The organism is Desulfosediminicola ganghwensis (assembly GCF_005116675.2).
Lineage (GTDB): Bacteria > Desulfobacterota > Desulfobulbia > Desulfobulbales > Desulfocapsaceae > Desulfopila > Desulfopila ganghwensis.
The window spans coordinates 1,345,952-1,360,459 of sequence record NZ_CP050699.1; the positions used below are offsets into that span (position 1 = coordinate 1,345,952).

General features: G+C 48.5%; 12 protein-coding genes. 9 read left to right on the forward strand and 3 right to left on the reverse strand.

The window, feature by feature from the left end; genetic code table 11:
• Positions 1 to 584: 584 nt before the first annotated feature.
• From FCL45_RS05765 to FCL45_RS05795, 7 genes are all read left to right on the forward strand, one after another.
• On the forward strand, positions 585 to 1,802 hold the full coding sequence (locus FCL45_RS05765) for a response regulator (protein ID WP_136799933.1): 1,218 nt from the start codon (positions 585 to 587) through the stop codon (positions 1,800 to 1,802).
• Between the two features lie 70 nt (positions 1,803 to 1,872).
• Positions 1,873 to 2,313, forward strand: coding sequence for a response regulator (locus FCL45_RS05770; RefSeq protein ID WP_136799932.1), 441 nt, complete (start codon positions 1,873 to 1,875; stop codon positions 2,311 to 2,313).
• A gap of 229 nt (positions 2,314 to 2,542) precedes the next feature.
• Entirely contained in the window at positions 2,543 to 3,934 is a 1,392-nt protein-coding gene (locus FCL45_RS05775) for a sigma-54 interaction domain-containing protein (RefSeq protein WP_136799931.1), read from the forward strand.
• Between the two features lie 10 nt (positions 3,935 to 3,944).
• Entirely contained in the window at positions 3,945 to 4,304 is a 360-nt protein-coding gene (locus FCL45_RS05780) for a hypothetical protein (protein ID WP_136799930.1), read from the forward strand.
• Positions 4,301 to 6,031: a sensor histidine kinase gene (locus FCL45_RS05785; RefSeq protein WP_136799929.1), complete on the forward strand. Its 1,731-nt coding sequence runs from the start codon at positions 4,301 to 4,303 to the stop codon at positions 6,029 to 6,031. Before FCL45_RS05780 ends, FCL45_RS05785 begins: the two co-directional genes overlap by 4 nt.
• A complete protein-coding gene (locus tag FCL45_RS05790; protein WP_136799928.1) occupies positions 6,012 to 6,398 on the forward strand; it encodes a response regulator transcription factor in 387 nt (128 codons plus the stop codon). Before FCL45_RS05785 ends, FCL45_RS05790 begins: the two co-directional genes overlap by 20 nt.
• A gap of 500 nt (positions 6,399 to 6,898) precedes the next feature.
• Complete coding sequence (locus tag FCL45_RS05795) at positions 6,899 to 8,104, forward strand: outer membrane protein transport protein (RefSeq protein ID WP_136799927.1); 1,206 nt, start codon at positions 6,899 to 6,901, stop codon at positions 8,102 to 8,104.
• Positions 8,105 to 8,193: 89 nt separating this feature from the next.
• Here FCL45_RS05795 and FCL45_RS05800 read toward each other — a convergent pair whose 3' ends face one another.
• Complete coding sequence (locus tag FCL45_RS05800) at positions 8,194 to 8,805, reverse strand: DUF6515 family protein (protein ID WP_167495930.1); 612 nt, start codon at positions 8,803 to 8,805, stop codon at positions 8,194 to 8,196.
• Positions 8,806 to 9,377: 572 nt separating this feature from the next.
• Between FCL45_RS05800 and FCL45_RS05805 the strand changes: the two genes are divergently transcribed.
• Together FCL45_RS05805 and FCL45_RS05810 are read left to right on the forward strand one after the other, a co-directional pair.
• The gene (locus FCL45_RS05805) at positions 9,378 to 9,830 is read left to right on the forward strand and encodes a universal stress protein (protein ID WP_167495929.1); all 453 of its coding nucleotides are present in this window, start codon (positions 9,378 to 9,380) and stop codon (positions 9,828 to 9,830) included.
• 450 nt (positions 9,831 to 10,280) lie between these two features.
• Entirely contained in the window at positions 10,281 to 11,228 is a 948-nt protein-coding gene (locus FCL45_RS05810; protein WP_136800054.1) for an IS110 family RNA-guided transposase, read from the forward strand.
• 108 nt (positions 11,229 to 11,336) lie between these two features.
• Here the strand turns inward: FCL45_RS05810 and FCL45_RS05815 are convergent, their stop codons facing one another.
• Complete coding sequence (locus FCL45_RS05815) at positions 11,337 to 12,752, reverse strand: sigma-54-dependent transcriptional regulator (protein WP_136798833.1); 1,416 nt, start codon at positions 12,750 to 12,752, stop codon at positions 11,337 to 11,339.
• A gap of 9 nt (positions 12,753 to 12,761) precedes the next feature.
• Positions 12,762 to 14,216, reverse strand: coding sequence for an ATP-binding protein (locus FCL45_RS05820; RefSeq protein ID WP_136798832.1), 1,455 nt, complete (start codon positions 14,214 to 14,216; stop codon positions 12,762 to 12,764).
• Positions 14,217 to 14,508: the final 292 nt, after the last annotated feature.

A 14,508-nucleotide genomic window follows, 5' to 3' on the forward strand; every position in this document is an offset into this window, starting at 1 on the left:
TTTCCCGGTTACTCATTGGTCTGTTGCAATGTGTAACGGAACACCTCAAAGCAACCGATGTGCCAGTATTGTGATAAATCGTATCGAAAGGAAATGGCGGTGGGGCTGGATCTGTTACTAACCTGTCTGGTGTGAACTCCCGGATTCGAACAGCCAGAGAGTGACAGTTGTTGAATTAAGTGAGCGATTTTATGTGTATGTGATTGTGGCGTGGAGGGCTTTCAGAGCTTGTGAAAAGAGTGCCGGGAGCTGCACAAAAGAGGGTGAGGGAACCGGGAAAAATCACGTAATCGCGTGTACCGGTGACAAGCGTTCAGGGTTAGGTGAACCTGTCAGAAAGGTATGCAGGCGTCAAATCTCTTTACAGTTTGCAAAGTAATCGGACAGGTAGTAACGCCTTTTTTGCTAAATCTCTGGAGTTGTGAGGTTGGGCTACCATGTTTATTCGGCTGATTTACGGCCGTTAGGAGGCCATAAAGGGGTCGGTGATACAAAATGGTATGAAACATGCACAAGAAACCACAGCGAGGCTTTGATTTGTGTAACGCAGGTAAAAAAACAACATTTTCATAACGAGGAACACCATGTCATCAATAGCGATCTTTCCATGCATATTTACACCGGCATCCGAGGTGGCTGAAGCCCTTGCCCGCACACATGACCTGAGAGTGTATCGTGATCAGCAATTACTCGAAGATACATCTAAATTATATGGAACAAGCCTTGATAGACTGAACGGGGCTCTTTATGGCAGGACCTCTGTTTTCAATAAATTTACATTAGAGAGAGAAAAGCACCTCAATCAGCTCAAGAGCGTCCTGGTTGAAAAGATCGTCCAGCCCCAAGGGTATATGTTCTTTGGTTACATGACCTCCCTGATCTCTCCTCAAATCTCGCATATTTTTAAAGCGCTGATTGCAGATAACAGGAAATCACGCATCGAGGCAGCACTTGCTGCAGGGCTTTCTGAGCGCTCAGCGAAAAAACAGATCCATGACGAAGATCTGAAAGCTTTTAACTTAACCGACTTTTTGTATAAAAAAGAGGCGTTTGACAGCTCACTTTTCGATCTGGTTGTGCCGGTGGAAGGTCGCTCTGCCGATACTCTTACCGGGGTAATCTCAAGCTATTTTCAAAGAACATCCCTTCTCAGAACCGAGCAATCCGAGCAGGCTGCAGTTGATATGGCGGTGCAGGCTGAAGTAGAGCGAAAGCTTCTGGCGGCCGGCCATAAAATGAATGTCTCTGTCTCTGGTTCCAAGGCGACTCTGGGAGTGGAGAAAAGTGTTTTGAACTTTGACAGGCTGGTCAACGAATTGAACAACCTGGTTCTTGACGGGGTAGCAGCCATTACGGAAGTGCAGGTTGAAAAAAGCATTCACTACAATGATTCGATTTACCGGAGGCAGCGTTTCGATCTGCCATCAAAAGTTCTTTTCGTCGATGACGAGCGTGAGTTTGTTGAGACCATTTCTGAACGTCTGATAAGTAGGGATGTCGGCACTTACGGCGTGTTCAATGGTGACGAAGCTTTGAGTCTTCTCGAAGAGGATTGCCCGGATGTGATGGTGCTCGATTTGAAAATGCCGGGCATGAGCGGGGTTCAGGTACTTCGGGAAGCCAAGAAGGTGGCACCGGATGTCGAGGTTATCATTCTCACCGGCCATGGTTCCCAGCAGGATATGCTTGATTGCATGGAGCTTGGTGCTTTTTCGTATATGAATAAACCAGTTGATATCGCAGAGCTTTCAGCAACCATTAAGGAAGCTCACAAGAAGGCGGCATCCCATCAGCAGGACTGATCTGCCGGCTGACAGATTCCTGGACAAGAGATATTCAGAAGAACAGAAAATTAAACAGAACGAGGTTCGCATGGTTGAGATTCAGAATACGAGAGTTCTGCTAGTTGATGACGAAGATGACTTCTTAACGACGTTGGCAAGCCGATTGGAATTACGGGATTTGAAGGTGAGTACCGCTACCAGAGGTGAAGACGCACTCGAGGTTATGAGTGGGTCAGATGTGGATGTGGTGGTGCTTGATCTATCGATGCCCGGCATGGATGGCCTGGAAACCTTGAAGCGTATCAAGAGCCAGGTTCCTGAGGCGGAGGTACTCATCCTCACCGGGCACGGTTCAATCCGTGCCGGAGTGGAGGCAATGAAGCTGGGAGCCGAGGACTTTATCGAAAAGCCTGTGGATATCAACGAACTATTGGAAAAAATAGAAGATGCAAAACAGAAGAGGGTACTGGTGCTGCAAAGCAAGTCCCGGGAGCAGATAGATAAAATCCTGAAGGCGAGACCCTGGTAGGCATGCCATGAACTGTGAACTTTTCATGGTTCATGGTCTGGACCCATTCTGGGTGCAGGTCGCAAGAAGGTCTCGATTATATGCAGTTTTGGCTGATCCGGATTTCTCATGAGCGTTGTGTTGCCGGGAAAGAACAACTGAAAATTTCAAAATGTTTGAAAATGCCAGGAAGTTGGATGGATTGGAAGGTGATTCATGGTAAATTCGGATTAAAGGAGCCACTGTAACCATGAAGGACGCATCGGTAAATTTTGAAATGCAGACAATCCTGGAGGGTATTCCGTATCCTGCCATGATTCTGGACAGGGGATTTCGCATCGTCGACATGAACCGGCGACTCGAAGCCCTGACCGGCTATGAGGTCGACAGCGTGCAGGGTATTTTCGGTGAGTTGGTTGTGCGAAGCAACACCGGCAACTCCAGGGGGCAGCTCTACATCCGGGCTGTGGAGACCGGTAAATCGTTCGCAGTGGCAGGTGATATCCTGAGCCGTTTCCGGACAAAAATCCCGGTTCTCTATAATATTGCACCTCTGAAAAAAGATCAGGAATGTCAGGGATTGCTGGTGATTGCCGAAGATATTTCAGCACGGAGCGGTGGGGGGGAGAGCACTGCCGCAGCAATTGATACCAGTGACCTCATCGCACAAAGTTCGAAGATGCAGAAGGTGCTCGATATGATACCGCTTCTGGCTCATACTGACGCTTCTGTGTTGATTACCGGTGAGACCGGTACCGGCAAGGACAAGATTGCCGAGGTTATTCATCGTGAGTCCGAGCGGGCAGGCCAGCCTTTTATCAAGGTGAACTGTGGCGCACTGCCGACAGAATTGCTGGAGTCTGAACTGTTCGGACATGTCAAAGGTGCCTTTACCGGGGCTACAAGAAATAAGCAGGGCATGTTTAAGCTGGCAGACAGAGGAACTCTCTTTCTCACAGAGATCGGTGACATGCCTCTGTCGCTGCAGGTGAAATTATTGTCAGTACTTGATGACAGGAAGTTCATTCCGGTTGGGGGAGAGCAGAGTGTTGAGGTGAATGTCAGAATTATTGCCGCAACTCATCGCCCTTTACGGCAGCAGGTGGCCAGGGGCGAGTTTCGGGAGGATCTCTTCTACCGTCTTAATGTCCTCCATGTACACCTGCCTCCAGTAAGGGAGCGGCAACGGGATGTGGAGTTACTGCTCCATCATTTTCTGCATACGTACAACCAACGATTAAATAAAAGTATAACCGGCTTTTCCGCAGGGGTCAGCAAGCTGCTTCATAACTATAAATATCCCGGTAATATCAGGGAACTTCGCAATATTGTTGAATACTGCGTCAATGTTTGCCCGGAAGAGACGATCCGTCGGCAGCATATTCCTGTCTTTCTGTTCAATGCAGTTGAGGAGAAGCGTGAAGTTGTTACCGACGAAAATACTCTGTCCCGGGTAGAGACCTGTGCTCCGCAATCCCGGAATGACGAGATAAAGGCGGGGGAGAGTTGGGGAGCTATCGAGCGGCAGATGATTGTCGAAATGCTGACGAGGCATGGCGGCAGCAGAAAACTTGCGGCGGAGGAACTGGGGTGGGGACGCATGAAGCTCTGGCGACGGATGAAAAAGTACGAGCTGTTGTGAGAGGTGTTTGATGAAACGGAAACTTTTGATGACCATCCAGGGAAAATATGTTGCGCCGCGATTCGATCTCGCTACAGAACTGCTGGTCGCGAGCATTAGTGACGGCAAACTGGCTGGCGAGCCGAAGACCATCATCATGGATAAACCGTCCGATGAGAAGCTGTGTAAAATGATCCTCGAGGAAAAAATCACCGACGTGGTCTGCGGAGGCATCGATGAAATGCACTTTAACTTCCTGCGCTGGAAACAGATCAGTGTTGTGGATGGAGTCATCGCCGACTGGCGCAATGCCTTGAATATGCACCAGGCAGGCTTACTCAGGCAGGGGCAGATACTGTTTGATGGTACCGGTCAAGGTGACGAATCATGAGAGGAATCAATACATCGCTTGATTTTGAACGGGTGATTCCCGATTCTCTGAAACCCGGTCGATTTGTCGCTTCCAAGCGTAATTATCAAAAGCTGCGTTATGCACTTTTGGGCGCAATGGTCGTTATAGCCTTGGTGCCGGTGAGCATGGTATCGGGGCTGAGCTACTATTATTACCACAACCTGCTGGTCAAGGCAGAGTCTGAACAGTTGAACTGGCAGCTCGATGGTTCGGTCAGCGCTATGCAGCACATGGTCGACAGTCTCAGCTCAGTGGTTGAATTCGTAGCCAGGGAAGATCGCTACCAGGAACTGGTGAGCGGCCATAACCTGATGGAGGTACTCAAGAGAAAACGAGAACATTACGGATTCTTTGCCGACCTCGGGGTAATTGACAGCGTTGGCATCAAACAGGCCTATTATGGTCCCTATGACCTTGTGGGCAAGGATTATTCCAAGGAGAGCTGGTACCGGGAGGTCATGGCCAGCGGGCTCCATATCAGTACTGTCTATATGGGATATCGCCAGACTCCCCATTTTGCCATCGCCGTCAGCAAGATCGACCCGAAGACGAGAAAACCATGGGTGCTCAGGGCAACCATTGATGCGCTGACTCTGCAAAAGTTTGTCAATACCATCAAGACCAACGCCGCAGCAGACTTGTTCATTGTCGATGAGTCGGGGGTACTACAGACTCCATCGGTCTACTATGGAGATACCTTTCAGAGCTATCCAATGGCGATTGCGGCCGGTACCCATCATACCGTGGCGGAAAATGGCGAGGCGATTTTTGAGGCGATAGGCAAAATACCGAATACGCCCTGGTCGGTGGTTCTGGTGAAGAAGCATTTTATTCACCAGGCGGATTGGGTGGCTTTTAAAAAGCAGCTTCTGTACATCATACTCGGCAGTATCATTCTGGGTGTTTTTATTATTCAGTACCTGGTCAGCTATCTGATCAACCTTATCCGCAGCGCGGATGAAATGCAGATGTCGATGCTGAAGGAGGCGGAGCATAACGACAAGTTGGTTTCAATCGGCCGACTTGCTGCGGGCGTAGGTCATGAAATTAATAACCCACTGGCGATAATCAATGAGAAAACAGGGCTTATAGAGGATCTGCTCACCATAACGTCTGACTTCGAATATAAGGCTACCATCGAGAAAAACCTGAAAGGGATAAATACCAGTGTGAAGCGGTGTAAGGCTATCACCCACCGGCTTCTCGGTTTTGCCCGGCACGGCGAAGTGAGGGCTGAGAAATTTGAGATTAATGACCTTATTTGCGAAGTGCTCACTTTTCTGGAAAGCGCTATGCGATATAGCCGTATCAATACAAGTCTGCATTTTGGTGATGATTTACCGACGATTGAAAGCGACAGGATGCAGCTTCAACAGATATTTCTGAATATCATCAACAATGCCATAGACGCCATCGGCAAGGATGGTGGAATCACCATTACCACCAGTCAACTTGTGGGGGATATCCAGGTAACAGTGCAGGATAACGGGCCAGGCATGGAGCAGGAGGTGGTGTACCGGATTTTTGAACCCTTCTACACCACTAAGGAGCAGGGTAAGGGCACAGGGCTGGGGCTTTCCATAACCTATGGCCTGATCAAGAAATTGGGCGGTGATATTACAGTGCACTCAAATCCCGGCAAAGGTACCGCATTTACAATCACTATTCCGATAGAGGGGGAACAGCATGATAGCGAAGAACGGTAAGGTCTTGCGGATATTGATTGTAGATGATGAGGTGGAGTTTGCTCAAACCCTTGCCATGCGGCTGGAGTTGAGAAAATTTCAGATCGGGATCGCACACAGTGGGCGCGCCGCACTGGATATCATGGCTCAGGAATCATATGACCTGATGCTGCTCGATTTAAAGATACCGGATATTGGCGGGCTTGAAGTAGTAGGGATTTTAAGGGATAGAGGCACTTCCGCCAGGATTATTGTTGTTTCCGGTGACGGCCCGGCAGGAGAGGATCAGGTCAAGCTGGAGGCGCCTGTGGCCTCTTACATGGCCAAGCCGGTGGAGTTGAACGCGTTGCTGAAGAATATCAGCCTACTCTTTCCTGATGACGTATGAGTGGCGCTCTCCCCGCTTTTTGCAGTGATTTTATGTCGCGATGTCAGGTGACCAGCTGGGTTGCCATGCCGACTCAACCCCGCGACATGGTTTCGACTCTGTCGATCGATTTCCGGCAACAGTTTTACTGATCTTTTCCCGCAAGCAACCCTGGTTGTGTGCCGGGCTGTCGTTGAATGATTTGAAGCATTTTACCCGATTTCGGTATTGACCGGCTAACTCCCCGTATACTTTCCTTTAGTCGTTTACTTCTCCTGTCTCCATGGTATAGTCCCTGACTTTTTGTTTTTTGGGCAAAACGATATACCCGAAACAGTCTTAATCTACTGTTTTTATTGCTACATTGTTGTTTGGCTCAAAAGGAGAGTAAGGGCGGGTTCGAAGCTCGCCAGTGGAGAGAGATATTAATTACTCGTTCTTGCGTCCAATAGTTCAGGTATGAAGCGGGACGCTCATGTCAGGGTTGATGAGAGAGCGGAAGTCGGTAAAGGGAGTTCCTAATGATAAAGAATACACATCTGTTGAAACAGTCAGTGATCGTGGTGACAATAAGTCTGGCTTCGGGCCATGCCATGGCCGCAGGCTTTCAAATTAATGCTCAGTCAGCAACCGGCATTGGTCGCGCCTTCGCAGGTGATGCTGTAATCGCAGATAACGCCTCTGTAGTGGCCCGCAACTCTGCAGCCATGGCACTTTTTGATGAAACGTCAATGTCGCTTGGTTTTGAAACGATCACCTCCCTGATTGAAGTCAAAGATGCCAGCTATAATGGCGGTGCCATTGGAACTGTTGATGATGTCGGTGGCACCTCCATTGCCCCCAATTTTCATCTCATCGTGCCAATCGATGATAAATTTGCCGTGGGCGTTACCGCCTATTCAAACTTCGGCACCAAGACAGAATTTCCCGATTCATATCCGGCAGGCGAGTTTGCCGGCTTGACCGACGTGAAGAGCTATAATCTTGGATTAGCAGGTTCCTACCGCATTAACGAGCAATGGAGTGTCGGGGCGGGTCTGGACCTTATCTACGGTCAGGGCTCAATGAGACGTGCCGTTACCGGAGGTCCAACTGTTCTTGATGTGGATAAAGCAGATGGCTGGGCTGTGGGCTTTAATCTTGGCACCACATATGAGCTGAATGAAAACAACCGCTTCGGCCTGTCATATCGCTATAGCCCCACCATGGATACTGAAGATGACAAGGGCCAGAAAATCAGCTTACCTCTGCCGGATATAGCGGAATTTTCCGGTTATCATAGAATCGAAGATACCAAGTTCGCGGTGCATTACAGTATCCAGTGGATTGGCTGGAGTGCTTTCGATAAGATTGAATTTCGTGATTTAGATGGCGGTATGGTTGGCCCAAGTTATGATAAGGACTATGCCTGGCAGGATGGCTGGCATTTTGCCCTCGGCGGTACTTATTACCTGAACGATACCTGGACGCTTCGTGCCGGCTATATGTATGACACCGCCGCCCAGGATGAGGTTACCTCTATTTCCGTACCCGATTCAGATCGCCAATGGTTTTCCGCCGGCTTCACCTATGCCCTCAATGAAAAATCTGATATTGATTTCGGCTTTACCTACCTGTTGGGTAAGGATGTGGCCGTAACAGAAACGACAGAGCTGGGCACTTCTGTCAACGCAACCACCCATGCGGATGCGATTTTAATGGGTTTGCAGTATAACCGTTCATTCTAAATACTTCGGTTTTACGGTTTTACGGTTTTACGGTTAGGTGGCAAGGGGGCATGCACTCCCTTGCCATTATTTTTGGGAGCGGTAACCCGCTAAGAAGTAAATCTGCTGTTTACCCAACCGAAAGAGCCGTTTGGCAGCCGTACATAATACCAGCCATTATTCTTGGCTCTCACTGTGAGCTTAGCCCCCCGATACACCCTGTCAGTGACGGAAGAACCCATTGCCGGTGCTGTTCGCACGTTGAGAACAGGTGAATCGACTTTGACCATAAAGGTCTTTTTCAGGTTCTGTTTGGGAGAGGTGATCTTAATTCCCCTTGGTCTCTCAATGACCACATAGCCATTCCTGGATTTCTTATAATACACGCCGTAGTAATTATAATAGACGTCCGTGCCGATTTTTACCGATTGAGCGCCGGACGGCAGTTTTTTGATGGTAATGCCAACGGGTGCGGTTACAACATTAAAACCGTTTCTGTTTTTCTGGTAGTAATAGCCATTGTGGAAGTAGTAATTCTTGCCGCTATGCTTCACCACCATGTGACCTTTAGGCAGCATCTTTACATGATGCCCGGGAGCGTAACCGCTCTGGGAAGGGCCTGCTAATGCAGTTTGTGCTACGGCCACAGTGAAAACCATCAGCAATACAGCAAATGCCGTAAATTTTCTGTAATCTATATATGCTACGTGCTCTCTGTTCATCTCACATCTCTTCATGTTAACTTTTATCACTAATGTCCCGGAGTGTATCTGATAACGTTTTCGGGCTGACTTGCAGAAAACACCAATCAATTCATGTGCCAGAATGGGCATTGATCTGGCTGAAACGGTTATCGCCCTGAACTATCGAATCGAACTGGCGGGGGAAAAAATCTTGCAGTAAGGGCAGGCAAAAGAGTGGTGAACAGTTTTTACTCACTCATCTCTGCGATGGGTAATTTTTACACCTTATGCTGCGGCCCGACGTTTTGGAAAATTAACGATAGCGAGCCAGCAGAATTGCCCGAATGCCGATCGGTGTTTCTTCATCATCCCAATGCACCCGGTGCCCGGGAGTCCGGGCATCATCATTTGGGGAATGCCTGTATCAATGGGCTGTTCGGCCGTAATTCCCGGTCGACTACGTTCATTTGCTCAGCCATGATATAATTATTCTCAATAGATGGCAGGAAATATGAGAGGCATAGTTAAAGTATTGCTGTTTTTATATGCCTCTTGCGGTTTTCAGATTTTGTGGAAGCTCTAAGATTATTTCACTGTAAAGAGAGATGAATATGGAGATCCTGAAAAAGATTGTTGTACCCGTAGATTTCGAGGATAACACAGAGTATCTGGTTGATTATGCCTCTGAGTTGGCGAGAAAATTTGATGCGGAAATGTATCTTATCCACGTCATTCCCATGGGGTACAGCCTTGGCGGGGAGATGGTCGTAAGGTACTCAGCCATTAAGGAGGATGAGTACAAAAGTTCTGTTGAAAAAATGATGGAACGGCTGGTTGCCGTAACAGGCAAGGATGGCATCCGGTGTAATGGGAAAGTGTTTGTCGGTGATCCTGCTGAAGAAATTGTGCAGTATGTCGATGATGTTGGGGCAGATATGGTGATAATCAGTACCCACGGTACCAAAGGTCTCGAAAAGATTCTGCTGGGTAGTGTCACCTCCCGGGTGGTTAAACGTTCTAACTGTCCGGTATTGAGCATGAATCCATATAAGATGAAGAAGTAAATACTGCTCGTATCGGTCCGATCCGGCTGGCTTGTACCGATAATGGAGTGACGAGGGGGCTGAACTGGTTTTGCCGGCAGTCCAGTCGATTCAACATGCGGTTGTCCTGCGGAGAGGTGTGTGGTGGTGCCTTGGGAATGTGTCCGTTCAGCGAGGTGCTGGTTCAGGCTGGTTATCAGTTCATGGTCAGAACAGGCTATTACTTCTGATGTTGTGCGAAGGCGAAGCACCAGCCGTTACTCCTTGTATGTTGCGCCCATACTCCTACATAGTTTACTAAGTAACATATTTCGCTACATGACCGTAACAGATCGACCACTCCTTGGGACAATTAAACTACGAGCCCGTGTGTGAGCGCTGGTCGTTATGGTCCTTTCTGCTTAACCCGAACAGTTGCCGGGGCCTTACTAAGAGCCCGCATTTCACAAGGCTGGGAAACGGAAATCTAACATGGATCAACAGATATTTATTGGAATTGATGTATCAAAAACTAAGCTGGACATCGCCGTTCGGCCAACCAAGGAAAAATGGAGTACAGCCAATGCTCCAACGGAAATTTCCGCTCTGGTAAAACGCTTTGAGGAATTACAGCCTACATTGATTGTTCTTGAATCAACGGGCGGCCTTGAGATTCCCCTCGTAAGTGAACTTGCCAAGAAATTCCTACCCATTGTCGTAGTAAACCCCAGACAGGTGAGGGACTTTGCTAAAGCTACTGGCAAGTTGGCAAAAACAGATTCTATCGATTCTGAAATAATCGCTCGATTTGGTGAAGCTATTCGACCAGAACCTCGACCGATCAAAGACGAGCAAGCTCGAGAATTGGATGCTGTTCTAGTGCGCCGCAGGCAAATTGTGGACATGTTAACTATGGAAAAAAATCGCCTTAGATGCTCTACAAAACATGTTCGCAAAGATCTTGAAGCACATATCAAATGGCTGGAAAAACGTTTGCAAAACGTTGATGGGGATCTCCAAAAGCTCATCCAGCAATCAGATGTCTGGCGAGTAAACGATAAAATATTACAAAGCGTGCCAGGTGTAGGACCAGTATTGTCGCTTGCACTCCTAGCAGGCTTGCCTGAGTTGGGCCAACTCAACAGAAAAGAGGTGGCAGCACTGGCCGGAGTAGCTCCACTCAATCGAGATAGCGGCTTTTTTCGCGGTTCCCGAAGAATATGGGGAGGGAGAGCCCAGATAAGATCTGTCTTGTACATGGGGGCTTTGACAGCCGCACGCTGCAACCCTGTCATCAGGACTTTCCACGAGCAATTAATTGCTCGTGGAAAAAAGCCTAAGGTTGCTCTGACGGCATGCATGCGGAAACTCTTAACCATCCTAAATGTCATGGTGAGAAATCAAACCACTTGGTCGCCTACTTATGCTGAACAAAGATGATGAAATTTAAAACCCTTACCTCTGAGTCAGTTGCAGATTTCATCTGTACGATTAGGTTTGACTTTGAACACAGTTGCTCTCACCTCTCTTCTAGCTTCTAACCCCTGACTAATTGTCTTCCTGACCACCCAACTGATACTTATCCATCTTCACATGGAGGGTTGGGCGGGATATTCCGAGCATTCTTGCGGCCTGGGAGCGGTTGCCGCCGGTGAGGTCGAGTGCTTCCCTGATGAGAGTAGAAGTGATGTGGTCGATGCAGAAGTCATGGGCCTTGGGGTGCTGACCGGAGATGAGGATCGAGCGTGCCCAGGTCTGGATGGATTCCTCATGACTCATTGCGAAGGTATCATGCTGGAGTTCGCCCTGAAAGTTGATTTCTTCAGGCTGAACCGCTGCTCCTCTATTGAAAATCAGAGTTTTCTTGAGGGTATTTGACAGCTCCCGGATATTACCCGGCCAGTCATAATGGGTAAGCTTTTTCAGAGCATCCTGGGAGATACCGGGATTGGTAATATCCATGTTTTGGGAAAGCTTTGAGAGCAGATAATGCACCAGGGATGGGATATCATCCTTCCGCTTCCGGAGCGGCGGCAGGGTGATGGTCACCACTCCCAGACGATAATAGAGATCTTCGCGGAAGCTGCCATCACGCACAGCCTGTTCCAGGTCACGGTTGGTGGCGGCGATGATACGAACATCCACGGCAATCTGTTCTTTTCCGCCGATCCGCTCGATGCTGTTTTCCTGAAGCAGTCTGAGAAGCTTGGCCTGAATAGAGAGCGGCATATCGCCAACCTCATCAAGAAATACTGTGCCACCCTTCGCCTGCTCGATTTTACCGATCTTCCTCTGCATGGCTCCGGTGAAGGAACCCTTTTCATAGCCGAACAGTTCGGATTCGAGCAGTGTTTCTGGGATGGCCACGCAGTTGATCACGGTAAATGGTTTATCCACCCGGTGCGAATAGTTATAGATGGCACGGGAGGCGAGTTCTTTACCTGTGCCCGATTCACCACGAATAAGCACGGTGGCGCTGGTATGGGAGACTCTGCCGATGGATTTATAAACATCGAGCATCTCCTTGCCGCTGCCGATAATTGCTTCATGACCGGTATAGGTTTCCGACTCGGGGTTGACCGCAATTGGCGAAGACATGGCGCGGCCTGTATTGAGCCCTTTTTCAATCAGCTCAAGCATTTCCGGGATATCGAAAGGCTTGTAGATAAAATCGTAAGCGCCTTTCTGGATGGCACCGATGGCGGTTTCGGTGTTTTCGTGGGCGGTGATAATGATAATCGGGATTTTAGGGCGTTCGGCGTGGATTTGTTCGAATACCTCGATTCCACTCATATCGGGCAGCCGTACGTCGAGCACGATCAGCTCCGGATTGGTCGCCAATGCCTGTTCTATACCTTCCTGACCATTGAAGGCAGAGTCGGTCTGATACCCTTCCTGCCTGAGGATTTTGGAGAAGCTGGCGTTGAGCTGGTGGTCGTCGTCGATGATAAGGATTTCTGACATGGGTCCATCCTACATGGGGAGTCTGATTCGTATCTTGGTGCCGGTGTTTGTGGGAATAATTGACAACTTACCGCCATGTTCACGGGCGATGCGGTCGACAATACTCAAGCCAAGACCGGAACCTTCATCCTTGGTGGTGAAAAAAGGAGAGGTGACTTTGTCTCTAATAGATTCCGGGATGCCTGGGCCGTCGTCCCGCACTGTTATCTCAACAACGTTACCGTCGTTCGGATCATAGCCGCTTGCGGTCCGAATAACAATCCTGCCGCTGCCGACAAAGGCTTCGCAGCTGTTGGTCAAAAGTCCCAGCAGTGCTTCGCGCATTCGGTCATAATCTATCAGCACCTCGGGAAGGTCCGGCTGAAAGTCATAGGTTAGCTCGGCATTTTTGCCTTGGAGCTTAAACTCCATAAGCTTGCCAACAGATTGAATTACTTCTTTTAAATCATGCTTTTCCAATTTTATCTTCGGAGGGCGGGAAAACTCAAGAAAGCTGGTCACCACATTGTCTATCCTGTCGATTTCCTCAGAAATTACCTTCAGATCTTCTGTCTGGTCGTTGGACAGTTGTGATGAACGTGACAGTGTAAACATTCTCATTTTGATGGAGGTAAACGGGTTACGGATGGTATGGGCAACGCCTGCTGCCAGTTCTCCAACCATGGCCATTTTTTCCGCTTCGACAAGGTTTTTTCGGCTTCGGGTCAATTCATCATTGGCTTGGTCATACCCCTTTTTCATGTTGCCCAGTGATTGCTCCAACGAAGCTATTTCGTTTTGAGAGCTTGCCTGGAACGTGCTGCCGGTTTGAAGGGCCATATCGCGGATGGGGCCGAGAATTTTTTTGTAGAGCAGGAAGAAAAAGAGTGGGCAGAGAATCGTGAAAGAGATGATTGCCAGATATCCTGCTTGTTTAAACACTTCCGAACGTTCAATTTCACGAATCTCCTCTTCGATAATATCGTCCCATTGTTCCGTTCCCAGTTTGGCGCATAGGTAGAGCAGGTTAAAGTGGTGATCTCTTTGCCGCGCATGGGCTTCGGATATATTTATCGTGGCCGGATTTTCAAGATACTCTTCAACTGCGTGCAGGGTCTCTGTTTTGTAAATGATGTATTTTTCGGAAATCTCCTGCAGAATTTGTCGTTGCCAGCTACTCAGGTTCATGTTCAGAACCTGGTTGAGTTCCCGTTCAAAATCGGTCTGGAATGTTTCCAGCGAGTCGAGCCATTCCTGGTTGCCATCAACGAAGAAGAAGGTCAGGAGCCCTTTCTGGTTTGCCAGTGAAACTTCCAGTTTCTGAGAAATTTTATAAATAACCAGCTCTTTCTGGACCATTCTCTTAATGAGATTGTTGATTTCGGTGGCATGCCAGAGCATGGCGATACTGCAAATAAACATCAGCAGGCTCATGGTGCCGAATATGGCAAAGAGCCGGACCCGTAAACTGACGGAACTCAACATTGCTGTACTTCTCCTTTGTTAATCAGGTTATTGCTGACCAGGATCAGCGACCAGTGTTCACAAATACAGTGCTAAGCACAATTTGACAATAACAGAATGGCACATTGTGGCGGGTGGTTAGCGTGTGTTCCCCAAAAAGGATATTGTGCTGTTTACAGGCAGGTGGCGATTAGATGGCGAAGGGGAGCTCGGAGTGCTGACCTGAAAAATGTATATGGAAAGTGGTGAATAGCCGTCTGAAAAGAAAATATTCTGCAGGATTGCTTGGGGATTGAAAGCCCAGGCCAGGCAG